The following is a 22,652-nucleotide window of genomic DNA, read 5'->3' on the forward strand; positions in this document are numbered from 1 at the left end:
CTCCTGTTTACTACTCAGTTGTGCCACATGCCCCCGCGTATCGGGGTGCTTATGAGCTGATGAACTATCGGATATCTGACATTCTATGTCAAGGCACAGGTCCATCGGGGCTTATTCTGTCCCCGACTTTGAGACTGTTCAAGTGAATAAAAGTTCACTTTTGACCCTGACTTCAGGAGGGCTCAATCGCCCTAAGATGTTGACGTACTGAAAGATATGAACCCAGCCAGCCGAGAAAGGCCGCCAGCAATACCAGTTGTAACAATTCTTTTACCGACAGCGATTGCATCTGCATACTGCTGCCGTAAAGCCCCAGCAGGTCGGCCAGAGCGCCATCCAGATACCACACCAGCAGGTTGATAATGAGCCAGGCCAGCAAGCCGCCGATAATGCCGTACCAAATGCCGGTGTAGAGGAATGGCCGTTGAATAAAGGCCTCGGTGGCCCCCACCAGCTTCATCACCTCGATTTCACTGCGCCGGTTCATTATCGCCAGGCGTATGGTGTTGCCTATGACCAGCACCACGGCCAGCACCAGCAGGGCGGCAATGGCCAGCACGGTGCGCTCCAGCAGCCTCAGCACCGCCTGTAAGCGCTCCAACCATTCGATATCGAGACGGCCAAAGCTGACCTCCTGTTCCCGCTCCAGTTTCGACAACAGCTCCCGGGCACCGGTGGGGCTGGAATAACGGGCCGTCGGGGTGACAGTCACCACGGCCGGCAGCGGATTGGAATCCAGGTAGGCCAAGGCCTCGCCAAAGCCCGACAGGCGCTGGAACTCATCCAGGGCCTTGGCCCTGTCTATGTAGTTGACCTCGGCCACTTCGGGAAACACCTTGATGCGGGAGATCAGGCTCTGGATCGCCTGCTCACTGCGGCCTTCATCGATAAAAAGGGAGATTTCGGCGGCGCTGTTCCAGGACTGGGTCACAGTCTCGGCGTTTTTCACCAGCACCTGCAAGGCCGCCGGCAGGCTCAGGCTCACTCCCAGCACAGCCATGGTCATTACGGATGATACGGGATTGCGCCACAGCTCACCCATGCTGGCCATGCCCTGTTGCAGATGACGGATAAAGAACATCACTATCCGGCCGGATATGGGCAACTTGCTGCGGGTCAAATCGGCATGATTGGCCATCGGGGTTCCTCGTGGCGTCTGGGGCTCAGTTGGGTTCACCACCGGTCGCCAATTCCTGGGCGCCCAGCATACGTCCCTGTTTCAGGGTCAGGGTGCGGTATTTCATCCGCGCTATCAGACCCAGATCGTGGGTGGCGATCAGCACACTGGTACCGGCATCGTTGAAGGTCTCGAACAGGCGCAAAATGTCCATCGACAATTTGGGGTCCAGGTTACCCGTGGGTTCGTCCGCCAGCAGCAAGGCCGGCTTGTTGACTATGGCGCGGGCAATGCCCACCCTTTGCTGCTCACCGCCGGACAGCATGATGGGATTGTGCCTTTCCTTGCCGTAAAGGCCCACCATGTCCAGCGACGCCGCCACGCGCTTGCGGATCTCGCCGTGGCTGAAGCCCTCGATCACCAGCGGCAGGGCCACGTTGTCAAATACGCTGCGGTCCATCAGCAGATGATGGTTCTGAAAAATCATGCCGATTTCCCGGCGCAGAAAGGGCACATGGCCGCGGTCAATACCGGCGATGTCGTGGCCGTTGATCCACACCCGCCCGGCACTGGCACGCTCGATAACGGTAATGAGCTTGAGCAGGGTGCTCTTGCCCGCCCCGGAGTGACCGGTCAGGAAGGCCATCTCGCCCTTGCGCAGATGGAAGCTGACATCGGTCAGGGCCTTCTGGCCCCCGGAGTAGATCTTGCTGACCTGCTCAAATCGAATCATGAGTTATCCGTTTTATCCTGGCTGAATAAGGCATCGATAAAGTCGCGGGCATTGAACTCGCGCAGATCATCAATCTGCTCACCCACACCTATGTAACGGATAGGAATACCAAATTTATCGGCAATGGCAAAGATCACCCCGCCCTTGGCGGTGCCATCGAGCTTGCTGAGGGTGATGCCGGTGACGCCCACCGCCTCCTGGAACAACTGTGCCTGACTGATGGCATTCTGGCCTGTGCTGGCATCCAGGGTCAGCATCACCTCATGGGGCGCGCTGTCGTCCTGCTTCTTCATCACCCGCACCACCTTCTTGAGTTCTTCCATCAGGTGGCTCTTGTTCTGCAGGCGACCGGCAGTGTCGCAAATTAGCACATCTATCTTGCGGGCACGGGCGGCCTGCAGGGCATCAAACAGCACGCTGGCACTGTCGGCCCCCGTGTGCTGGGCCACCACTGGAATATTGTTGCGCTGACCCCAGACCTGCAGCTGCTCCACTGCGGCGGCACGGAAGGTGTCGCCGGCGGCCAGCATCACGCTCTTGCCCTGGCTCTGGTACTGTTTGGCCAGCTTGCCTATGGTGGTGGTTTTGCCGACGCCGTTGACGCCGACCATAAGGATCACATAAGGGCCTTCGGCATTTTCGGGCACCAGGGGGATGCTCACCGGCGCCAGGGTCTTGTGCATTTCTTCCCGGAGCAGCTCGTACAGGGCCTCGGCGTCCTTGAGTTGCTTGCGACTGGCGTGATCCGTCAGCTTGGCAATAAGACGACTGGTGGTTTCCACCCCGACATCGGCGATCAGCAGGTGCTCTTCCAGCTCTTCAAACAGCTCGTCATCTATCTTCTTACCGCGGAACAAACCGATAAAGCCGCTGCCGATATTTTCGCTGGTGCGCTTAAGACTGCGCTTGAGGCGGCTGAAGAAACCCTCGCGCACCGGCTTTTCCTGGGGCTCGGGCTGCAATTGCTCGGCCTCGGCCGCCGCTTCCGCTGCCATGGCCGCCTCGGCTTCAGCTTGAGCTGCGGCTTCCGCTTGAGCTGCGGCTTCTGCCTGAGCTTCGGCTTCCGCCCGGGCCTTGGCTTGAGCTTCTGCTTCTGCTTCCGCCCGGGCCTGAGCGTCGGCTTCCGCCTTGGCTTGAGCTTCTGCTTCCGCCTTGGCTTGAGCTTCTGCTTCCGCCTTGGCTTGAGCTTCTGCTTCCGCCTTGGCTTGAGCTTCGGCTTCCGCCTGGGCCTGAGCTTCTGCTTCCGCCTTGGCCTGAGCTTTGGCTTCCGCCTGAGCTTGAGCTTCGGCTTCGGCCTGGGCTGCGGCTTCCTCAGCCGCTTGAGTGTCGACGGCCACTTCAGGCTCAGCAGCCTGCGGTACCGTATCCGCTACCTTGGCTTCCGCCTCGGGTTGTGTTTGCTGCACTGCCTCTGCGGCAGCGTCTTCCTTGTCCCGGCGGAACCAGGAAAAAAAACCTTTCTTTGACATGTATGATACCGATGCTCGAATAGCGCGCTGCGCTTGCTGTCCATTGCCGCGCTAAAGTCTCTGGAGGAGGATCCATCCCCATTGGCCGCGGTTTACGCTAGAATGGCGGCGCTTATAAGGTGGCCTAGTCTACCACTTTCTTTCTGTTGGCAAAATCTTGGGGGCACTATGGCCAAAAATACTTCAGCACAGTCACGGAGTGGGGCTGCCAAAACGGCAGGCCGTCCGGGTCAGGTGCGCATCATTGGTGGCCAATGGCGTTCACGTAAATTACCCATCCAGGACTTGGAGGGGCTCAGGCCCACCACAGACAGGGTGCGTGAAACCTTGTTCAACTGGCTGATGGGCGAGCTGACCGGTGCCCGGGTGCTGGACTGTTTCGGTGGCAGCGGTGCCCTGGCGCTCGAAGCCCTGTCCCGTTATGCGGCCTACGCCAGGATCTTCGAACTGCAAAACGGTGCAGCGCAGCAGCTCAAAACCAACCTTGCCAGCCTCAAATGCACCCAAGCCGAGGTATTTCAGGGCGATACCCTGCAATGGTTGGCTCGCGGTACGGATCAAGGCTTTGACATCATCTTTATCGACCCGCCATTTCGCAAGGGTCTGGCCCAGCAGTGCCTCGATGCCCTGGTGACACATGGCTGGCTGAATCCCGGCGCTCTGATCTACCTGGAAACCGAGTCCGAACTCGGCGCGCCAGCGGTGCCCCCCCACTGGCAGGAACTGAAGCACAAGCAGGCCGGCCAGGTCAGCTACCGCCTCTATCGCTGTGGCGAGCAGCTATAGCAAAAGCCCTGCAAATGCAGGGCTTTTTTGTTCAATACTGGGTTAGCCTTCGGCTTCGCTCTCACCCTTTTCGCCTTCAGCTTCTTCCTTCGGATAAGGATGGGCCACGCCACGGTGACAGTCGATACAGGTCTTGCGTTTTTCCGGGGCCTTCTTGGCGTTGTTCTTATGCATACGCACCGCCTTCTTGCTCATGGTATCCGGCTGATCCTCGTAGATACGTTGATGGCAGTTTTGACAGGTGGATGAGTCTATGGAACGCAGGAAGTCACGTGCCTTGTCGGCCTGCTCCTTGCGGTTGGCGTCCAGCCAGGCCTGGGTATTGAAGCCGTCGATCATCATAAAGGTCAACGCATCCTTGGAAACGATGATCTTTTTCTTCAGGTAGGCAAAGGGTTCCTGGGGAATATGACACTGCTGGCACTGTACCACTATGCCTTGCTTGTTGTTGCCATGGGCTGAAGCCATCACTTCATCCTTGAGGGAATGATTGCTGTGGCAGGTCATACAAAATTCGTCGGTGCTGGTCATATGCAGTGCGGTCTGGGTGCCAAAAAAGCCAACCACACCCACCAGGATACCCAGCACCAGCAGGCTGAATACCGAGATTTTCGCACTGGGTTTAAATAGGGCACGCCAGTTCATGATGCTATCTCCAAAGGGTAATTTATTTGTCTGGTTATGGGCTCATGTTAGTGCAGTTTTGGAGACAGAAACTTGATACAGCTCCTGATTTCATCCTTCTGTTGCCCCTTTGCCAAGAAAATCCGCATCTGAGGCGTAAAGCCAGCAAAGCCGCTGAAAGTGCACATAAAATCCATTCAACTAAAGCTAATCCATGCCCCCATGTGCCGCAAGGTCTCTGCCCACCACAGCGCAAATAATTGTGAAAAATGTGAGCTGGATGCCGTTGACTGAATGCATTTGCCTCTTGCCCCTGTCTGATAGATAAGTCACCTGCCCGGGAGCAATCATCCAGACTTCTGGAGCCTTTTTGGCTATCTCTTAAGAGGTAAATTCAGCAAGTGTGAAATATATCAAGCCGTCTTTTTGAGCTTATGTTAAACTCGGGGCCTGTTTTATCAGGATCTGTTCAATGTTCTGTATCGGACGCACCATGCGACAGTCACTGCTGGTCATCTATACCCTGCTTGCCCTCTTGGGCCAGGCAGTGTTGGCCAATGGTTACGCCATGGGAATGCCCGAACATGAGCAGATGACCATGAGTAGCGACAGCTGCGATGAATCCCAAAGTCATTGCTGCGATATGCCCATGACTGCGCCGGAACAATCCCAGGGTTGTTGTGATTCGGACACGGGTTGTCAGCCGGATTGCGGCCACTGCCTCAGCATTTCCCTGACCACGGGACTAATCTACAGCGCCGACTGGCCCGTCATGCCTTTGCCCCGCACTGCCGTTGCCATGGCCCAGCCCCATATTCCCCCTGTGGCTCCTCAAGCCAATTTCAGACCCCCCATCGCCTGAACTCCTGCTTTGCGCTATGGCGCATAACACATTAAATTAATGAATAATTTGGACAGGCTGCCGCTTCCCGACGCGACCTGTCCGCAGGAGAACAAGATGAAAATAATCATTAGCCTGCTGCTGGCCCTGGCGCTGAGCGGTATTTCCCATGCCAATCCCATTGAAGCCATGGAACAGGTCCATGCCTGTCCCATGCATCCAGAGGTCACAGGCAAAGCCGACGACACCTGCCCCAAGTGCGGTATGAACCTGGTCAAGGCAGAGCCCGGCTATGCCTGCCCCATGCATCCGGAAGTCACGGGCCAGGCCGGAGACAGCTGCCCCAAGTGTGGCATGCATCTGAAACCCACCAAACACCAGGCACACCAGCACTGATGGCTCGGTTCAGGAGAGTTAACATGAATAACAAAGCCAAACTGCGTCAGGCCGCGCTGCTGGCCGCACTGGCGCTGTCGGTGCCGGCATTTCTGCCCTGGCAGTCTTTGCAGGCTGCAACCCCAACGGAAACGCTGGCGCCACAGGGCAAGGTCTATGCCTGCCCCATGCACCCCCATGTGCGCAGCCATGAGCCGGGCCGTTGCCCCGAGTGCAACATGTTTCTGGTAGAGCAAGTGCAAGAGGAAGAAGAGGAAGAAGCCGTCATCGACGCCAAACCGGCCCCGATGGAGGCCATGACGGAGCACCAGCATCAGGCTCAGCAAGCGGAGCACCAACACCAGGCTTCGCAAGCGGAACAGCCCAAGTTACAACCGCTGCCGCAAAGCCTCTCCGGTGAGGCCACGGTCAAATACGTTTGCCCCATGCATTCCCATATCATCAGCGATACCCCCGGCACTTGCCCCATTTGCGGTATGCAGCTGGAAAAGGTGGAGATGCAGGCACATCAGGAAGTTCAGGTGGATGTATCCGGCAGCATGCAGCAGGCCCTGGCACTGCGAGTCGCCCCGGTGGAGCGTCAGACCCTGTGGAAATACGTCCGTACCGTGGGTCAGATTGACTATGACGAAAGTCAGCTGCAACACATACACGCCCGGGTCAGCGGCTGGGTCGACAAGCTGACCATAGAAGCCGTTGGCGACCGAATCAAACGCGGCCAGCTGCTGTATGAACTCTATTCTCCCGAGCTTATCAATGCCCAGGATGATTACCTGCTGGCGCTGGATACCCTCAAGAGTTCCGGCAACAGCGAGCGTTATCAGGAGCTGGTGCGCAAGGCGGGGCTGCGCCTGGAATTGCTGGGCCTCAATCAGGATCAGATAGTGCAACTGGCCAAGAGTCGCAAGACCCAGTACCGGGTGCCCTTCTATGCCAAAACCGATGGCGTGGTCACCCAGCTCAATATCCGCGAGGGCATGTACATCCAGCCCATGACAGAGATGATGGCGCTGACGGACTTGTCCAAGGTTTGGGTCATAGCCGATGTGTTTGAAAACGAGCAAAGCTGGTTGACCCTGGGTCAGAGCGCCGAGATAGACATTCCGGCCCTTGGCATCAACGAGCTGCCCGGCACCATAGATTACATCTATCCCGAGCTGGATCCCCTGACCCGCAGCCTGCGGGTCAGGATAGTGCTGGATAACAGCGCCAGCCTCGAACTCAGGCCCAAGACCCTGGCCAAGGTGGCCCTGTTTGGCGGTCCCAAGCACGATGTGCTGGCACTGCCCCAGGAAGCCCTGATCCAGACCGGCAAGCAGAATCGGGTGGTGGTCAAACTCAGCGACAACAGCTTCACTGCCCGTGAAGTAACAGTGGGTATGCTGAGCCAGGGCCGGGCTGAGATTATCTCGGGCGTCAGCGAAGGTGAACTGGTAGTGACTTCAGGTCAATTCCTGCTGGATTCAGAGGCCAGCCTCAAGGGCAGCTTGATGCGCCTTGGCAGCGGCCACCAGCACTAGGAGGCGCCATGCTCAATTACATTATTCAAACCAGCATACGCCAGCGGCTGATGCTGGTGATAGTGACCGTGCTGCTGGCGGTTTTTGGCATGGGTGAGCTGCGCAAGACGCCGCTGGATGCCCTGCCGGATCTGTCCGACGTGCAGGTGATCATAAAGACTCCCTATCCGGGTCAGGCTCCCAAGTTGGTGGAGGAGCAGGTGACCTATCCCCTGTCCACCGCCATGCTGGCGGTGCCCGGTGCCAAAACGGTGCGCGGCTTTTCCATGTTCGGTGACTCCTATGTCTATGTCATCTTCGAAGATGGTACCGACATCTACTGGGCCCGCTCGCGGGTACTGGAATACCTGAGCCAGGTCAGCAGCCGTCTGCCGGACGGGGTTCAGCCCGCCCTGGGCCCGGACGCCTCCGGTGTGGGCTGGGTCTATGAATATGCCCTGGTGGATCGCAGCGGCAACCTGGACCTGTCGCAACTGAAGAGCCTGCAGGACTGGTACCTCAAGCTGGAATTGCAAAGCGTGGCCGGGGTGTCCGAAGTGGCCACTGTCGGCGGCATGGAGCAGACCTATCAGGTAGTGTTGCAGCCGGACAAGATGGCCATCTACAAGCTGGATATAGCCACGGTACGCCAGGCGATTTCCCGCGCCAATGGTGAGGCCGGAGGCTCAGTGGTGGAAATGGCCGAGGCCGAATACATGGTGCGGGCCAAGGGCTATCGCCAGACCCTGGAGGACTTTCGCGAGATCCCCCTGGGTATTACCAGTGTTTCAGGCACCCCGCTGCAACTGAAGGATATAGCCAATGTTCGCAATGGGCCGGCCTCCAGGCGCGGCATAGCCGAACTCGACGGTGAGGGCGAAGTGGTCGGCGGCATCATAGTGATGCGCTACGGCGAAAACGCCCTGGCCACCATAGAAGCGGTGCGCGCCAAGCTGGAACAGCTCAAGACCGGTCTGCCGCAGGGCGTGGAGATAATCCCCACCTATGACAGATCCAACCTGATCACCCAGTCGGTGGATAACCTGGTCCACAAGGTCATTGAGGAAATGCTGGTGGTGGGCCTGGTGTGCCTGCTGTTCCTGCTGCACGCCCGCTCCACCCTGGTGGCCGTGATCACCCTGCCGATGGCAATCCTCATCGCCTTCATCATCATGAATGCCATGGGCATTAACGCCAACATCATGAGCCTCGGCGGTATTGCCATCGCCATCGGTGCCGTGGTGGATGGCGCCATTGTCATGGTGGAAAACCTGCACAAGCATCTGGAGCACTTCAAGGCCGAGCAACAAAGGGAGCCCATAGCAGCGGAGCACTGGCGCATAGTCGCCGAGGCGTCACTGGAGGTGGGACCTGCACTGTTTTTCTCGCTGCTGATCATCACCCTGAGCTTCGTACCCGTATTTGCTCTGGAGGCCCAGGAGGGACGTCTGTTTGCGCCCCTGGCCTACACCAAAACCTTTGCCATGGGCGCTGCAGCGCTGTTGTCCATCACCCTGGTGCCCGTGCTTATGGGTTATTTCATCCGCGGCAAGATCCCCTCGGAACGCAGCAACCCCATCAGCCGGGTACTGATCGCCCTCTACCGTCCGTCCCTGGGGCTGGTGCTGCGCTTTCCGCGCATCACCCTGCTTGTGGCGCTGATTGCGCTGGCCAGCGCCTGGTATCCGGCCAGCCGCATGGGCAGCGAGTTTATGCCGGCACTGGAGGAAGGGGATCTCCTGTATATGCCCACGGCCCTGCCCGGCATCAGTGCCGGCAAGGCCGCCGAGATTTTGCAGCAAACCGACCGCCTGATCCGCACAGTGCCCGAGGTGGAACGGGTGTTCGGCAAGATAGGCCGGGCCGAAACCGCCACGGATCCAGCGCCGCTGACCATGCTGGAAACCACCATAATGCTCAAGCCCAAGAGTGAGTGGCGTGCCGGCCTGACCCTGGACGGCATTATCGAGCAGCTGCAACAGACGGTACGTGTGCCCGGACTCACCAATGCCTGGGTACAGCCGATCAAGACCCGCATCGACATGCTGTCCACCGGCATCAAGACGCCGGTGGGGATCAAGATCACCGGCGCCGATGTGAACGAGCTGCAATCCATTGGCGCCGAAATCGAGGCCATATTGGCCCGGTTGCCGAACACCCGCTCCGCCTATGCCGAACGGGTCGGCGGGGGTCGCTACATAGATATCAGCCCCAAGCTGGAAGTGGCCTCCCGCTACGGTATGACACTGATGGATATCCAGGACGTGGTGCGCTACGCCATCGGCGGCATGCAAATAGGTGAGTCGGTGCAGGGTGCCGAGCGCTATCCCATCAACCTGCGTTTTCCGCGGGAACTGCGAGACAACATCGAGAAGCTCAGGGAATTGCCGGTGATCACCAAGACGGGCCATTACCTGCCGCTCGGCAATCTGGCCCAGATAGAGATCAGCGATGGCCCGCCAATGCTCAAAAGTGAGAACGGCCGCCTGATCTCCTGGGTCTTTGTCGACATAGGTGATATTTCCATTGGCGAATACATTGAGGCCGCCCAAGCAGCACTCGACCAGCAGCTGAAACTGCCGGCCCGTTACAGCTACAGCTTTGCCGGTCAGTACGAGTATATGCAGCGGGTTGATGCCAAACTCAGACAGGTGATCCCAATGGCGCTGGCGGTGATCTTCATCCTGCTGATGCTGACCTTTGGCTCGGCGTTACAGGCCGCGGTCATCATGCTCAGCCTGCCCTTCGCCCTGGTGGGCAGTGCCTGGTTGCTGTATCTGCTGGGTTATCATTTGTCTGTGGCGGTTGCCGTGGGCATGATAGCCCTGGCCGGGGTCGCGGCCGAGTTCGGGGTGGTGATGCTGGTGTATCTCAACAACGCCATTCGCCATCGCAAACACAGCGGTGAGTACCACAGCGAGGCCGATCTCAAGGCGGCGCTGATGGAAGGCGCCGTGATGCGGATCCGTCCCAAGGCCATGACAGTGGCGACCATCTTCTTCGGCCTGCTGCCCATCATGTGGGGCTCGGGCGCCGGTAACGATGTGATGCAGAAGATTGCCGCCCCCATGATTGGCGGCATGGTCACGGCACCGCTCCTGTCGCTGTTTGTGCTGCCGGCCCTGTACCTGTTGGTCTATCGGCGTAATCTGCCTGCCAATATTGAGCAGGCTTAATATGCCAAGGGGCGCCACAGGGCGCCCCTTTTTTATCCGTGACTAAATCAGAAATCCAGGGCTATGACAGCAAAGGTCGCCCCCTGGGGATCCTTGAGCACGCTGAAGCGGCCCACATTGGGAATATCCGTCGGCGGCACACAGACTTCACCATCCAGGCTAAGGGCTTGCCCTGTGACAGCGTCGCAATCACGCACCTGAAAATACAGCAGCCAATTGGCCGGCTCTTCAGAATCCATGGGCATGATGCCACCGCATTCCCGGCCATCGGCCAGTACCTCGTGGTATTCCATACCCGGCAGGGATGAAGTGCGAAAATCCCAGCCGAACACCCGGTGATAGAAATCCATGGCACGGGACGGCTCCCGGCAGGCCAATTCCATCCAACACAGGCTGCCCGATTCACCGAAGCGGCGCGCCCCTATGTGTTTATCGGCCTGCCACAGGGAGAAGCGGGCCCCCTGGGGATCGACCATGTGCGCCATACGACCGGCCTGGGCGACAGCGTGGGGGCCAAACAGCAGACTGCCACCGGCCGCTTCGGCGCGGGCTACGGTAGCCTCAAGATTATCGCAGGCGAAATAACCGCCCCATTGGCTGACCTCACCCTCCGGCAATTTAAAAATGGCCCCCAGATCGTCCCCCTCCAGGGTGAACATACAGAAGGCGCCGGCCGGTGCCACCAAGTCAGCCATTTCCCAGCCCAGCAGGGTCCGGTAAAACTGCTTGGCACCTGGCCAGTCCGTGGTACCCAGCTCGCTCCAACAGGGGTGACCCGATTGATAGGCTGATATCTTCATGATTGCAGTTCCCTTTTTCACCCATGAGTCTTTAGTAAAGTCAGGGATGGAATATTTGTCTATGCTGTAACCAGGATAAAGTGCAATGGAGACATAGGGATGTCAGTCACAGCCCAGCAAGTCCGCTTAATCAAACACTCATTTGCCCTGGTCAAACCCGAAGCCGATGCGGCCGCGGCGCTGTTCTACCGCACCTTGTTTGAGATAGACCCCAAACTGAAGCTGCTGTTTCGCCAGGATCTGCGCAGTCAGGGACGCAAACTGATGGCCATGCTGGATGCTGCGGTGCAGGGGCTGGAAGCGCCGGACAAGCTGGTGCCCATATTGCAGGACCTGGCCAGGCGCCATGTGAAATACGGGGTCAAAACCAACCATTTCAGTCCAGTGGGCAATGCGCTGTTATTTACCCTGAAACAGGGACTGGGGGATGCCTATACCGACGAAGTCAAAGCGGCTTGGATAGCGGTAATCCACCTGGTGGCGGATGTAATGAAGGCGGAAATGGATAAGGAAGTAACGCCGGCGTAGGGAGTTGGAGCGGGTGAAGGGAATCGAACCCTCGTATGCAGCTTGGGAAGCTGCCGTTCTACCATTGAACTACACCCGCGAACCGAAATAACCTTGGTTTATCTGCGTTATAAACTACTGATTTAAAAATCATTGTCAAGCCCAGACACGCTGAGCTCGACTTATCAGGCGTATACAGGCAGCCATTGTGCCATGGCCAGCAAATGACAGGCCGCTGTCAGTATGCCGAAGGCCACCACCAGCAGTATCACCGCCTTGCCGCCGGGAACCTTGAATCCTGTGTAGCCTGGGTCGGCACGGCGCATCCTGTGGGCCATCATACCCGGGACTATCAGGGTCCAGACCGTGGCAGCAAGGGCAGCAAAGCCAATGGCCACCAGGAAACCGTCGGGGAACAGCAGTCCCAGCACTGTGGGTGGCACAAAGGTCACCAAGGCTGTCTTTAACCTACCCTTGCCATCGTCGGCAAAACCAAACAGATCCGCCAGGTAATCAAACAGGCCCAGGGTCACCCCCAGGAAGGAAGACGCCACCGCCAGGTGGGCAAACAGGGTCAACATGCTTGCCAGCCAGCTATTTGACATGACCTGGGTCAGTGCCGCCACCAACACCCCCATATTGCCCCCTTGGGCAATGATGTCGCTGAATTGGCTGCGCGGCAGGTTGCCCATGGTGGCCAGCATCCAACAGGTGTAGATAACCAGCGCGATAAAGGTGCCGATAAACAGCGCCTTGGCAACTTTTGCCGGCTCCTTGCCATAATATTTCACCAGGGAAGGCACATTACCGTGATAACCGAAGCTTGCCAGCCCGAAGGGCAGTGCAGCCCACAGGAAAGGTGCAAAGCGCTGCTCGCCATCGGGCTGAAACAAGGTAGTGGTGTCCACATCCAACAGCAGCTGGGCTATGGCCAGGAAGAAACTGATGATCATGGCCCCCAGCATCAGGGTACTTATCCTGTCCACCGCCTTGGTGCTGATCACCACCACGGTCGCCAACACCAGTGCAAAGAGTAAGCCCGCCAGGCTTTGGGGCAGCTCCAGCCCCAAACCGGCGACGCTGTGATTAACTATGGAACCGCCGCCGCTGATGTAGGCGTAGGTAAGTATGTAGAGCACGAACGCAATCGACAGGCCATTGACTATGCGACCAAAACGGCCCAGCGATTCCCGGGTCAGGGTATCGAAGCTGGCGCCCGGCTCAAAACGCAGGTTGGTTTCCAGCAGCAGCAAACCCGAAAGCAACATGCACAGCCAGACCCCGACCATCATCAGCAGCGAATAACCAAACCACATGCCAGCCCCCACCACGGGCAGGGAAAACATGCCGGCCCCGACCGTGGTGCCGGCAATAATCATGGCACCACCCAACAGGGATTTCGGGGCATGCACGTCCATATGGTTAGCCATTAGCTCTCCTTGGCCACTGTGTCAACTATGGTTTGGCGAACCGTGGTACGCAGCAAGCCATTCACATGGTCGCGGATCCTGACGACATCTGCGCTTTGAGACTCCTGGGCAAGATACCCCAATTCCTTGAGTTTGCTGGACAAAGTCCCATAGAGCTTTTTGTCGTAGAACTCGGGCGCGGTAATACCATGCAGGGCGCCGAGGCGACTGGCCAGCAAATGACTTTCATTTTCCAGTTCAGCCCTTTCTATGTGGGGTTTGGCGGCAAGCAGGTTGAAGATAATGCCATAGCGCTGCAGGGTTTCACTGATAATTCCCGCCAGCAGCAACAGCTGGTTGATGCGCTCGTTCACCGCCTGCAATGTGTCGGTAGCGGTAACCAGACCATCTTCAATCAATTGATCCAGCACGGCATCCACATAGGCGGGCACATCTTCTATGCCCATAAAGAGTTCGGCCTTAAGCAGGGGATAAAACTCGGCCACAATGGCCTGTATTTCTTCCCGGCCGATCTTTTCATGGTGCACCAGGCAGCTGGCTATTAATGACGGAACCACCATCAGATGAATGACATTATTGCGGTAGTAGGTCAGGGAAATCGCCTGATGCTCTTCAATCGCAATGATGTCACCCAGGGCATCGGAATACTGCACAAACTTGTTCAGTTTCAGTCCCTGCTCCACCAGTTGATGGCCGTTACCTTCTGCCACCGAGATGTAGGAGGTATAAGGCACCTGTTTGAGCAGCTTCAGATACAGATCCAACTGGCGCTCCAGCTGGCTGCGCTCCAGGGCATTTTGCTCGGAGGCCAACAATACCAGACTGTTGAGGGTGACCGAACTGGCGGCCGCGGCATTATTTATTCGGGTCATCACCTGATTGGCCAGGGCATTGACCGCCGGCGTCAGCCAGGAAGGTTTCTGATCCGGGTCCTCATCCAGGGCACCGCGCCACTCGGGAACACGGTCGCTGAGGAAAGATTGCAAGGTGATGGGCTCGCCGAAATTCACATAGCCCTGACCGAAATTGCGCAGCTTGCGGATGATGCCCAGTACCTGCCACAGGGATTCCTTCTGTTTTTTCTTGCCGCTGAGTTCCTTGTGATAGGTGGCCACTTCCATCACATGGTCATAGCCCAGATACACGGGCACCAGGGTGACCGGACGCTCTATGCCACGCAGTACACTGTTCAGTGTCATGGCCAGCATGCCGGTTTTGGGCGCCAGCAGACGACCGGTGCGTGAACGGCCACCTTCGGTGAAATACTCCACCGAATAGCCCTTGGCAAACAGCTGATCCAGGTATTCGCGGAACACTGCGGTATAGAGCTTATTGCCATTGAAGCTGCGGCGAATAAAGAAGGCGCCGCCGCGACGGAACAAAGGTCCCGCCGGCCAGAAGTTGAGGTTGATACCGGCCGCGATATGAGGCGGTACCATGCCCTGGTAATAAAGGATGTAGGACAGCAGCAGGTAATCCATGTGACTGCGATGACAGGGCACATAGACAATTTCATGGCCATCATGGTGCAGCTGACGAACCTGCTCGGCACCGCGGATATTGATACCGCTGTAGAGCTTGTTCCACAGCCAGGTCAGCATGCGCTCCGCCACCCGCACCAGGCTGTCCGAATAATCGGCCGCTATCTCGTCGAGATAACCTATAGCCGTTTCGCGAGCCTTGGCCTCGGATACCTTCTTGGCAGCCGCTTCTTCGGCAATGGCCTTTTTGAGGTTATCGGACTGCAACAGCGCATGGAACATGGCCTGACGATTAGGCAAAGCCGGACCTGTCATCACCTTGCGCTGACGGCGGAAATGCACCCTGGCCACCCGGGCCAGTTTCTGGGCAATGCGTTTGTCGGTGCCGTGTTCATCGGCCATATAACGCAGGGAAACCGCATTGGAAAACTGCACGAAGTTGTGACGACCGAGGAACAATATCATCAGGCACTTGCGCAGCCAGGTGGGATTTTCCCGCTCCAGTAATGCCGCGCGCATGCTGTCATCTTCCTTGCCCGGAGTCCGGCCCCAATAAAGGCTCACCGGGACCAGCTGGATATCCAGCTCCGGCTTTTGCTTATGGACAGACAGTAACTGCATAAAAGCATTGAGGAAGGGTTCATTGCCCTGACGCTGCCCAAACAGGGGTTTCGCCCCCTCAAGGCAAACCACCCTCGGACTGCTCAAACCATTCAAGTGCAGGGACTCATAGGGGCTTGGCAAGCCAAACTTGGCGGTGACTTCACTCAGGGCGGCAATATCACTGACCGATTCGGTTTTCATGACGTAAACCAGGGGGCGTGCCGCATCAAGATTAAGATCGGCAAAAGGCTCCTGGGGCACCACTATGGTGTGCACCAGTTTTTTCTGGATCCAGCGGAGGGTTCTATACCACAGCGAGTCTTGGGTTGACATTCTTCTTCAGCAATCTTGGCCACTTCGTTAGCCGCATAGAATATCAGACCACACAGTCACAGTGCCAATAATCTAAACACTGGTTAATACTTGCGCTGTTTAAAATACTGTATATACTAACAGTAACTGTATAGAAAAACAGGAATGAGTATGAGACCGCTGACACCGCGCCAGGCTGAAATACTGGACCTGATCAAACGCAATATCGCCGATACCGGTATGCCGCCAACCCGTGCCGAAATTGCCACACGTTTGGGCTTCAAAAGTGCCAATGCCGCCGAAGAACATCTCAAGGCACTGGCCAAGAAGGGCTGTATTGAAATTATGCCCGGCACCTCCCGCGGTATTCGTCTTGCGGGCGACGAACATGAAGACGCTGAGCATCAGGGATTGCCGCTGATAGGTCAGGTGGCGGCCGGTGAGCCTATTTTGGCCCAGGAACACGTGGAGCAGTATTACCAGGTGGATCCAGCCATGTTCCGCCCCCAGGCCGACTTTTTACTGCGGGTTCGGGGTGACAGTATGAAGGACATAGGCATACTCGAAGGCGATCTGTTGGCGGTACACAAGATGCAGCAGGCCCGTAACGGTCAGGTGGTGGTCGCCCGGGTTGAAGATGATGTGACGGTCAAACGCTTCGAACGCAAGGGCAATGTGGTTTACCTGCATGCCGAAAACGAAGCCTACGCCCCCATAAAAGTCGATCTCAGCTGCCAAAGTCTGACCATTGAAGGTCTGGCGGTCGGTGTCATCCGTAACGGAGACTGGTTATGAACAAGCTGCTCGGTAATGCTCCCCGCCATCCCGGCCTGTGGCGCGACCTGCCTGCTGACAATGCCGGCGCCAATACGGAAGTCAGCATGCTGACCACCAGCGATCAGGGCCGTAACGAACTAAAGCACTTGTGCCCCCAATTGGCGCAGCTGAGTCATCAGGGTCGATGGATAGTGCTGATCAGTCCGCCCAATATAGGCTACAAAGACCTCCTGGCCCAGGCCGGCGTGCGTATGGACAGGGTCTTACTGGTGCATGCCAAGGATGAAGTGGAAACCCTGTGGGCCATGGAAAGAGCGCTGACCAGTGGCACTTCCAGTGCGGTACTTTGCTGGAGCAGCAGCCTGGCCCCCAGAGATGAACGCCGCTTACAGCTGGTTGCCAAGAGTGCGGTTGCCATGGGCGTCATATTTCAGGATGTAAATGCTCACTCTCATGGAAATCCTTGCCACCAAGCCGCTATTCCCATGACCCTTTCCAACCAGTTTCAACCGCTGCACTGATCCCCTTCCATCCCCTTGAGCCCCAGTGGGGCTCTTTTTTTCAATAATTTTTTCAGTTAATTAGAAAAGAAAGTGATCTTGATCAATATTTAAACTGCAAGTAATGTAGTTCAGGGTAACAACGATAGTTTGTTATATCCGGGATAGATTATGTCGTCGCAGTGAGCCCTGTTTAACCACGGCCCTCTGTGTATCAGACCGATATATTCAGCTGTAGGTGCAGGCGTGGTTAGCAAGGCAGTAGGCTACAGATAGAACAAGATAAACCGCCAACGCACTTTGAAGTCATCGTTGCTTTTTTGGGAACCGAAGAGTTTGCATAGAGCAGAGACTTACTGTGTGACTCTTCTTTGTAGTTGCGATTCGCAATTGACAGAGGAGACGTCTTGTGAAGCGATTGTTGTATTGTGTTCTGGTGCTGATGGCACCGCAATTGGCAGCGGCAGACATGTCGCTGAATATGACCCAGGGGGTGACAGAAATCAGTGGCAGGGTATATCACCTGCACATGACGATTCTGTACATCTGCTGCGCCATCGGGGTGGTGGTATTTGGCGCTATGATTTACGCCATGATCAACCACCGAAAGTCCAAGGGCGCTGTGGCGGCTCAGTTTCATGAGAGCACCAAGGTAGAAATAGCCTGGACGATTATCCCTTTCATTATCCTTATCTCCATGGCCATACCGGCCACCAAAACCCTGATCGCCATGGAAGACCCTTCCAATGCAGATCTGACGGTGCAAGTCACAGGTTCTCAATGGAAATGGCATTACAGCTATTTCGATCAGGACATCGCTTTTTACAGCATCTTGTCCACGCCAATGGAGCAGATCGAAGGCAACGAGGCCAAAGGCGAAAACTACTTACTGGAAGTAGACAAACCGCTGGTCTTGCCTGCCAATCGCAAGATACGTTTCCTGATGACCTCCGATGACGTTATCCACTCCTGGTGGGTGCCTGCCTTTGCGGTGAAGAAGGACGCCAACCCGGGTTTCATCAACGAGGCCTGGACCCGCATCGACAAACCCGGCATCTACCGGGGCCAATGCGCCGAGTTATGCGGCAAGCAGCATGGCTTTATGCCCATAGTGGTGGAAGTCTTGCCCGAAGCCCAGTTTGATGACTGGCTCGTGGCCCAGAAAGCCTCTGCTCAACAGGCAGCGGCGGAAGCCCAAGCCTCGCTGACACAAACCCTGTCGATGGATGACCTCATGGCTCAGGGTGAACAAATTTACATGGCCCGTTGTGCTGCCTGCCACCAACCCAATGGTGCAGGTTTGGCGGGCGTATTCCCCGCGATCAATGGCAGCCCCATAGCCACCGGTCCTGTCGCCAATCACCTGGAAATTGTGATTAACGGCAAGGCGGGTACGGCTATGCAAGCCTTTGGCAAACAGCTCACCGCTCAGGAAATTGCCGCGGTTATCACTTATGAGCGTAATGCCTGGGATAACCACACGGGTGACACGGTGCAGGCCGCCGACGTCAACAACCATGGGCAGTAGGGGGAATACATGAATTCAATTAGCCGCGAACTTACCTCAGGGATCAACGAAGTGACGCAGGATCATGAGCACGATACCCATGAACATCACGGCCCCGCCACCGGCATACGCCGCTGGCTTTATACCACCAACCACAAGGACATAGGCACGCTTTACCTTTGGTTCAGCTTCATCATGTTCCTGGTGGGTGGCGCCATGGCCATGGTGATCCGTGCCGAATTGTTCCAGCCCGGTCTGCAGTTGGTCGAGCCGAACTTCTTTAATCAGATGACGACAGTCCATGGATTGGTCATGGTGTTCGGTGCTGTTATGCCCGCCTTTACAGGGTTGGCTAACTGGCTGATTCCTATGATGATAGGCGCGCCGGACATGGCGCTGCCCCGGATGAATAACTGGAGTTTCTGGATCTTGCCCTTTGCTTTCCTGATCCTGTTAAGTTCCCTGTTTATGGAAGGTGGGGCACCCAACTTCGGCTGGACCTTTTACGCACCACTGTCGACCACCTACAGCCCCGACAGCACAGCGCTGTTTGTGTTTTCTGTGCACATCATGGGTATGAGCTCAATCATGGGTGCCATCAACGTGATAGTCACCATAGTCAATCTGCGGGCACCGGGCATGACCTGGATGAAGTTACCGCTGTTTGTCTGGACCTGGCTTATCACCGCATTCCTGCTTATCGCTGTGATGCCGGTGCTGGCGGGAACTGTAACCATGGTATTGACCGACAAATATTTCGGCACCAGTTTCTTCGACGCAGCCGGAGGCGGTGATCCTGTGATGTTCCAGCACATCTTCTGGTTCTTCGGTCATCCCGAGGTATACATCATGATCTTGCCGTCCTTCGGCATTATCTCGGCCATAGTGCCCACCTTTGCCCGCAAGAAGCTGTTCGGCTATGCCTCCATGGTGTATGCCACCGCCAGTATCGCCATACTGTCGTTCCTGGTGTGGGCCCACCACATGTTTACCACGGGTATGCCGGTGTTTGCCGAACTGTTTTTCATGTACTGCACCATGCTGATCGCCGTACCAACCGGGGTGAAGGTGTTCAACTGGGTGGCAACCCTGTGGCGTGGTTCCATCAGCTATGAAACGCCCATGTTGTTTGCTCTGGCTTTCATAATTCTGTTCACCATAGGGGGCTTTTCCGGCTTGATGCTGGCCATTACGCCGGTGGATTTCCAGTACCATGACACCTACTTCGTCGTGGCTCATTTCCACTACGTATTGGTAACGGGCGCCATCTTCTCCATCATGGCCGCAGCCTATTACTGGCTGCCCAAGTGGACCGGGCACATGTATGACGAAAAGCTGGCCAAGATCCATTTCTGGTGCTCTGTGGTTTCGGTGAACGTGCTGTTCTTCCCCATGCACTTCCTTGGCTTGGCCGGCATGCCACGAAGGATCCCCGATTACTCGGTGCAGTTTGCCGACGTCAATCAGATAGTGTCCATCGGCGGCTTTGCATTTGGCCTGTCACAACTGATCTTCCTGGCGGTGGTACTCAAATGTATCCGCGGCGGTGCCAAGGCAGCGGATAAGCCATGGGAAGGGGCCGAAGGCCTGGAGTGGACTCTGCCGAGCCCGGCCCCCTACCACTCCTTCAGCACCCCACCCGAGGTCAAGTAAATGGCCGGCCCCAAGCCTTCCAGCCGCAAGCTGATCCTGGGGTTAACCCTGGGATCACTGGCCATGTTCGGCTTCGGTTTTGCTCTGGTGCCCCTGTATGACGTCCTGTGTCAGCAACTGGGCATCAACGGCAAGACCAACTCGACCGCTGTTGAGTATGCCGATATGCAGGTAGATCAGCAGCGGACCGTGCAGGTGGAATTTCTGGCACGGGTCGAACCGGGCATGCCCTGGTCATTTGATCCCAAGGTCAAACGGATGCAGATCCATCCGGGCGAATTGGTGCGCACGGCATTCACAGTCCACAACCTGTCTTCCAGGGAAATTGTGGGTCAGGCGATTCCGTCCGTGACGCCGGGGCAAGGGGCCGCATATTTCAACAAGACCGAATGTTTTTGCTTTAACCAACAGACACTGGCGGCTCAGCAGCAGGCGGAATTGCCACTGATATTTTTCGTGGATCCTGATCTGCCCGAGCACATTCAGACTTTGACTCTCTCTTATACCCTTTACGACATCAGCGCCCGCAGCGGCAGCGCTGTTGCCAAGGCAGGAGCAGCAAAATGACAAGCAAACACCAACCCTATTACGTGCCAGCCCAAAGCGCCTGGCCCATTATTGGCGCCCTGGGGCTGTTTTTAATTGCCTTCGGTGCCGGCAGTTACGTCCAACAACTCAAAAACGACGGCTCCGGCGGCGGTTATATACTGCTGGCCGGTATCGCCGTCATACTGTTCATGATTTTCGGCTGGTTTCGTACCGTCATTGCCGAGTCCATGGCGGGGCTTTATTCGGGACAAATGGACCGCTCCTTCCGCCAGGGCATGAGCTGGTTTATCTTCTCGGAAATCATGTTCTTCGGCGCTTTCTTCGGTGCCCTGTTCTACACCCGGATGATTGCCGTGCCCTGGCTCGGCGGCGCATCCAACAACGCCATGACCCACGAGGTGTTGTGGCCCACCTTTGAGGCTATTTGGCCTTTGGAAAAAACACCGGATGGCACTAGCACCCAGGCGATGGGATGGCAAGGTTTGCCATTGATCAACACCATACTGCTGTTGACTTCCTCCTTTACCCTGCACTTCGCCCATGTGGCGCTGGAAAAAGGCAAACGCACCGCCCTGACCCTGTATCTGGGCATCACCATCTTGCTGGGTCTGAGCTTCCTGGTGCTGCAGGCCGAGGAATATATGCATGCGTACACGGAAATGGGCCTGACCCTGGCATCTGGCGTCTACGGCAATACCTTCTTTATGCTCACCGGGTTCCACGGCATGCACGTGACCCTGGGGACCATCTTTCTGCTGGTGTTGTTTTTCCGGGTACTGAAAGGCCATTTCGCTCCGGGCAAGAGCTTCGCCTTTGAAGCAGGCAGTTGGTATTGGCACTTTGTGGACGTGGTCTGGTTGTGCCTGTTCCTGTTTGTGTACGTACTCTGATCTGGGGATCAGTAGGGCCTGGGATTGGGCTGGATCCAACCCATTCCCAGGGCCACCAGCAACAGCACTATGACCAGGGCCGAAAATAACACCCTGCGGCCCAGATAGCGGCTCATGGGTGCGGTGGATTCACCTTTGACCATCACAAAGAAGGCGCGCCCCAGGTTGAACAGCACCACCAGAAGCAGCAATACCAGCACGAGTTTAAACAGCAGAGGTGTCATGAAGTTTCCTGTAACGGTTTCGGCGAGTCGACTGGGGTTAGTGTTATTTACTCTGGGACTGTTTGTGGTGCTCGTCAAGCTGGGACTGTGGCAACTGTCGAGGGCTGAAGAAAAGACGCTGTTGACTCGACAAATGGAACAGAGGCAAGACCGGGAACTGAGCTTGGCGGAACTGGAGCGGATGCCAGAATCGGAACTGACAGGATACAGGCTCAAGGTCGAAGGGCGCTTTCTCAGCCCTGTACTGCTGTTGGATAACCAGGTCTATCAAGGCAAAGTAGGCTATCTGGTGTACCGGGTCCTGGATAGCGGCGCACAGAAAAAGCTTCTGGTGGAACAGGGTTTTATCGCTGCGCCGGCCACCCGGGATCTGCTGCCGGACGTGCCTGTGCCGCCAGATCCTGTAGTCCTCAGCGGACGCTTGTATCAAAGACACAGCAATCCGCTCAGTCCAGGATTGGGACCCGAAATCGGCGCCGTGACCCGGATACAGAATCTGGAACTGGCGGAGTTGGAGCGTTATCTGGCGCTGCCGCTGCAACAGGCAGTATTGCAACCAGACAAGCTGCCTGGCGCCGAATTGCCCAGACAATGGCTGCCCATGCCAATGGCAGCCAGCAAGCATCTGGGCTATGCAGTGCAGTGGTTTGCGCTCGCCTCGGCCCTGTTGCTCTTGAGCCTGTGGGCCTGGTGGCGTTCCACCAAGCAGGACAGACCACCACAGGAATTAACAAGCACCGGGGAGTTCCCGGGACAATAACAGCAAGAGGAGAGACTG

General features: G+C 56.7%; 20 protein-coding genes, 1 tRNA gene and 1 pseudogene. 13 read left to right on the forward strand and 9 right to left on the reverse strand.

Annotated elements, in window-relative coordinates; all coding sequences use genetic code 11:
- Window positions 1–172: 172 nt before the first annotated feature.
- Genes ftsX through ftsY form a run of 3 tightly spaced genes read right to left on the reverse strand, consistent with a single transcriptional unit; the run spans window position 173 to window position 3,319 of the window.
- On the reverse strand, window positions 173–1,138 hold the full coding sequence (gene ftsX, locus JYB85_RS18060) for a permease-like cell division protein FtsX (protein WP_207380394.1): 966 nt from the start codon (window positions 1,136–1,138) through the stop codon (window positions 173–175).
- 25 nt (window positions 1,139–1,163) lie between these two features.
- On the reverse strand, window positions 1,164–1,850 hold the full coding sequence (gene ftsE, locus JYB85_RS18065; RefSeq protein ID WP_207380395.1) for a cell division ATP-binding protein FtsE: 687 nt from the start codon (window positions 1,848–1,850) through the stop codon (window positions 1,164–1,166).
- Window positions 1,847–3,319, reverse strand: coding sequence for a signal recognition particle-docking protein FtsY (gene ftsY, locus JYB85_RS18070; RefSeq protein ID WP_207380396.1), 1,473 nt, complete (start codon window positions 3,317–3,319; stop codon window positions 1,847–1,849). Before ftsY ends, ftsE begins: the two co-directional genes overlap by 4 nt.
- Before the next feature lie 168 nt (window positions 3,320–3,487).
- Here ftsY and rsmD point away from each other — a divergent pair, with 168 nt between their 5' ends.
- Window positions 3,488–4,105 (forward strand): 16S rRNA (guanine(966)-N(2))-methyltransferase RsmD, encoded by a 618-nt coding sequence (rsmD, locus tag JYB85_RS18075; protein ID WP_207380397.1) that lies wholly within the window; start codon window positions 3,488–3,490, stop codon window positions 4,103–4,105.
- Between the two features lie 42 nt (window positions 4,106–4,147).
- On the opposite strand, the gene JYB85_RS18080 is transcribed toward rsmD, so the two are convergent.
- Window positions 4,148–4,750, reverse strand: a complete 603-nt coding sequence (locus tag JYB85_RS18080) for a NapC/NirT family cytochrome c (protein ID WP_207380398.1) — start codon at window positions 4,748–4,750, stop codon at window positions 4,148–4,150.
- Between the two features lie 451 nt (window positions 4,751–5,201).
- On the opposite strand from JYB85_RS18080, the gene JYB85_RS18085 reads away from it, so the two are divergent.
- The 4 genes from JYB85_RS18085 (at window position 5,202) to JYB85_RS18100 (ending at window position 10,641) form a co-directional block, all read left to right on the forward strand.
- Complete coding sequence (locus JYB85_RS18085) at window positions 5,202–5,591, forward strand: hypothetical protein (RefSeq protein ID WP_207380399.1); 390 nt, start codon at window positions 5,202–5,204, stop codon at window positions 5,589–5,591.
- Window positions 5,592–5,687: 96 nt separating this feature from the next.
- A complete protein-coding gene (locus JYB85_RS18090) occupies window positions 5,688–5,966 on the forward strand; it encodes a heavy metal-binding domain-containing protein (protein ID WP_207380400.1) in 279 nt (92 codons plus the stop codon).
- A 23-nt stretch (window positions 5,967–5,989) separates the two neighbouring features.
- Window positions 5,990–7,486 carry an efflux RND transporter periplasmic adaptor subunit gene (locus JYB85_RS18095; RefSeq protein WP_207380401.1) on the forward strand — a complete coding sequence of 499 codons (1,497 nt, stop codon included), beginning with the start codon at window positions 5,990–5,992 and terminating at the stop codon, window positions 7,484–7,486.
- 8 nt (window positions 7,487–7,494) lie between these two features.
- Complete coding sequence (locus tag JYB85_RS18100; protein ID WP_207380402.1) at window positions 7,495–10,641, forward strand: efflux RND transporter permease subunit; 3,147 nt, start codon at window positions 7,495–7,497, stop codon at window positions 10,639–10,641.
- Window positions 10,642–10,688: 47 nt separating this feature from the next.
- Here the strand turns inward: JYB85_RS18100 and JYB85_RS18105 are convergent, their stop codons facing one another.
- Window positions 10,689–11,441 (reverse strand): VOC family protein, encoded by a 753-nt coding sequence (locus JYB85_RS18105; RefSeq protein ID WP_207380403.1) that lies wholly within the window; start codon window positions 11,439–11,441, stop codon window positions 10,689–10,691.
- Window positions 11,442–11,540: 99 nt separating this feature from the next.
- On the opposite strand from JYB85_RS18105, the gene JYB85_RS18110 reads away from it, so the two are divergent.
- Window positions 11,541–11,969, forward strand: coding sequence for a globin family protein (locus tag JYB85_RS18110; protein ID WP_207380404.1), 429 nt, complete (start codon window positions 11,541–11,543; stop codon window positions 11,967–11,969).
- A gap of 5 nt (window positions 11,970–11,974) precedes the next feature.
- Here JYB85_RS18110 and JYB85_RS18115 read toward each other — a convergent pair.
- The 3 genes from JYB85_RS18115 to plsB all read right to left on the reverse strand — a co-directional run bounded on the left by JYB85_RS18115 (window position 11,975) and on the right by plsB (window position 15,795).
- A tRNA-Gly gene (locus JYB85_RS18115) sits at window positions 11,975–12,048 on the reverse strand.
- Between the two features lie 85 nt (window positions 12,049–12,133).
- On the reverse strand, window positions 12,134–13,378 hold the full coding sequence (mtr, locus tag JYB85_RS18120) for a tryptophan permease (RefSeq protein WP_207324962.1): 1,245 nt from the start codon (window positions 13,376–13,378) through the stop codon (window positions 12,134–12,136).
- Complete coding sequence (gene plsB, locus JYB85_RS18125) at window positions 13,378–15,795, reverse strand: glycerol-3-phosphate 1-O-acyltransferase PlsB (RefSeq protein ID WP_207380405.1); 2,418 nt, start codon at window positions 15,793–15,795, stop codon at window positions 13,378–13,380. The genes mtr and plsB overlap by 1 nt, the downstream gene beginning before the upstream one ends.
- 150 nt (window positions 15,796–15,945) lie before the next feature.
- On the opposite strand from plsB, the gene lexA reads away from it, so the two are divergent.
- The 6 genes and pseudogenes from lexA to JYB85_RS18155 all read left to right on the forward strand — a co-directional run bounded on the left by lexA (window position 15,946) and on the right by JYB85_RS18155 (window position 21,650).
- Window positions 15,946–16,569 carry a transcriptional repressor LexA gene (gene lexA / locus JYB85_RS18130; RefSeq protein ID WP_207324964.1) on the forward strand — a complete coding sequence of 208 codons (624 nt, stop codon included), beginning with the start codon at window positions 15,946–15,948 and terminating at the stop codon, window positions 16,567–16,569.
- Window positions 16,566–17,072: a cell division inhibitor SulA gene (locus JYB85_RS18135; RefSeq protein ID WP_207380406.1), complete on the forward strand. Its 507-nt coding sequence runs from the start codon at window positions 16,566–16,568 to the stop codon at window positions 17,070–17,072. Before lexA ends, JYB85_RS18135 begins: the two co-directional genes overlap by 4 nt.
- 388 nt (window positions 17,073–17,460) lie before the next feature.
- Window positions 17,461–18,570 (forward strand): annotated as a pseudogene (gene coxB / locus JYB85_RS18140) (cytochrome c oxidase subunit II); the annotation flags it as partial.
- A 51-nt stretch (window positions 18,571–18,621) separates the two neighbouring features.
- The gene (gene ctaD / locus JYB85_RS18145; RefSeq protein WP_207382134.1) at window positions 18,622–20,211 is read left to right on the forward strand and encodes a cytochrome c oxidase subunit I; all 1,590 of its coding nucleotides are present in this window, start codon (window positions 18,622–18,624) and stop codon (window positions 20,209–20,211) included.
- Entirely contained in the window at window positions 20,212–20,778 is a 567-nt protein-coding gene (locus JYB85_RS18150) for a cytochrome c oxidase assembly protein (protein WP_207380408.1), read from the forward strand.
- A complete protein-coding gene (locus tag JYB85_RS18155) occupies window positions 20,775–21,650 on the forward strand; it encodes a cytochrome c oxidase subunit 3 (protein ID WP_207380409.1) in 876 nt (291 codons plus the stop codon). Before JYB85_RS18150 ends, JYB85_RS18155 begins: the two co-directional genes overlap by 4 nt.
- Before the next feature lie 8 nt (window positions 21,651–21,658).
- Here the strand turns inward: JYB85_RS18155 and JYB85_RS18160 are convergent, their stop codons facing one another.
- Window positions 21,659–21,874, reverse strand: coding sequence for a DUF2909 family protein (locus JYB85_RS18160; protein ID WP_207380410.1), 216 nt, complete (start codon window positions 21,872–21,874; stop codon window positions 21,659–21,661).
- Between JYB85_RS18160 and JYB85_RS18165 the strand changes: the two genes are divergently transcribed.
- Window positions 21,873–22,634 (forward strand): SURF1 family protein, encoded by a 762-nt coding sequence (locus JYB85_RS18165; RefSeq protein ID WP_207380411.1) that lies wholly within the window; start codon window positions 21,873–21,875, stop codon window positions 22,632–22,634. The genes JYB85_RS18160 and JYB85_RS18165 overlap by 2 nt on opposite strands.
- The last annotated feature ends 18 nt before the right edge of the window (window positions 22,635–22,652 follow it).

This window comes from Shewanella sedimentimangrovi, assembly GCF_017354965.1.
Lineage (GTDB): Bacteria > Pseudomonadota > Gammaproteobacteria > Enterobacterales > Shewanellaceae > Shewanella > Shewanella cyperi.

Bases quoted from the DNA above. Each gene is read 5' to 3' on its own strand.
- ftsX (WP_207380394.1), bottom strand. From the start codon at position 1,138: ATGGCCAATCATGCCGATTTGACCCGCAGCAAGTTGCCCATATCCGGC.
- ftsE (WP_207380395.1), bottom strand. From the start codon at position 1,850: ATGATTCGATTTGAGCAGGTCAGCAAGATCTACTCCGGGGGCCAGAAG.
- ftsY (WP_207380396.1), bottom strand. From the start codon at position 3,319: ATGTCAAAGAAAGGTTTTTTTTCCTGGTTCCGCCGGGACAAGGAAGAC.
- rsmD (WP_207380397.1), top strand. From the start codon at position 3,488: ATGGCCAAAAATACTTCAGCACAGTCACGGAGTGGGGCTGCCAAAACG.
- JYB85_RS18080 (WP_207380398.1), bottom strand. From the start codon at position 4,750: ATGAACTGGCGTGCCCTATTTAAACCCAGTGCGAAAATCTCGGTATTC.
- JYB85_RS18085 (WP_207380399.1), top strand. From the start codon at position 5,202: ATGTTCTGTATCGGACGCACCATGCGACAGTCACTGCTGGTCATCTAT.
- JYB85_RS18090 (WP_207380400.1), top strand. From the start codon at position 5,688: ATGAAAATAATCATTAGCCTGCTGCTGGCCCTGGCGCTGAGCGGTATT.
- JYB85_RS18095 (WP_207380401.1), top strand. From the start codon at position 5,990: ATGAATAACAAAGCCAAACTGCGTCAGGCCGCGCTGCTGGCCGCACTG.
- JYB85_RS18100 (WP_207380402.1), top strand. From the start codon at position 7,495: ATGCTCAATTACATTATTCAAACCAGCATACGCCAGCGGCTGATGCTG.
- JYB85_RS18105 (WP_207380403.1), bottom strand. From the start codon at position 11,441: ATGAAGATATCAGCCTATCAATCGGGTCACCCCTGTTGGAGCGAGCTG.
- JYB85_RS18110 (WP_207380404.1), top strand. From the start codon at position 11,541: ATGTCAGTCACAGCCCAGCAAGTCCGCTTAATCAAACACTCATTTGCC.
- mtr (WP_207324962.1), bottom strand. From the start codon at position 13,378: ATGGCTAACCATATGGACGTGCATGCCCCGAAATCCCTGTTGGGTGGT.
- plsB (WP_207380405.1), bottom strand. From the start codon at position 15,795: ATGTCAACCCAAGACTCGCTGTGGTATAGAACCCTCCGCTGGATCCAG.
- lexA (WP_207324964.1), top strand. From the start codon at position 15,946: ATGAGACCGCTGACACCGCGCCAGGCTGAAATACTGGACCTGATCAAA.
- JYB85_RS18135 (WP_207380406.1), top strand. From the start codon at position 16,566: ATGAACAAGCTGCTCGGTAATGCTCCCCGCCATCCCGGCCTGTGGCGC.
- JYB85_RS18150 (WP_207380408.1), top strand. From the start codon at position 20,212: ATGGCCGGCCCCAAGCCTTCCAGCCGCAAGCTGATCCTGGGGTTAACC.
- JYB85_RS18155 (WP_207380409.1), top strand. From the start codon at position 20,775: ATGACAAGCAAACACCAACCCTATTACGTGCCAGCCCAAAGCGCCTGG.
- JYB85_RS18165 (WP_207380411.1), top strand. From the start codon at position 21,873: ATGAAGTTTCCTGTAACGGTTTCGGCGAGTCGACTGGGGTTAGTGTTA.
- JYB85_RS18160 (WP_207380410.1), bottom strand. From the start codon at position 21,874: ATGACACCTCTGCTGTTTAAACTCGTGCTGGTATTGCTGCTTCTGGTG.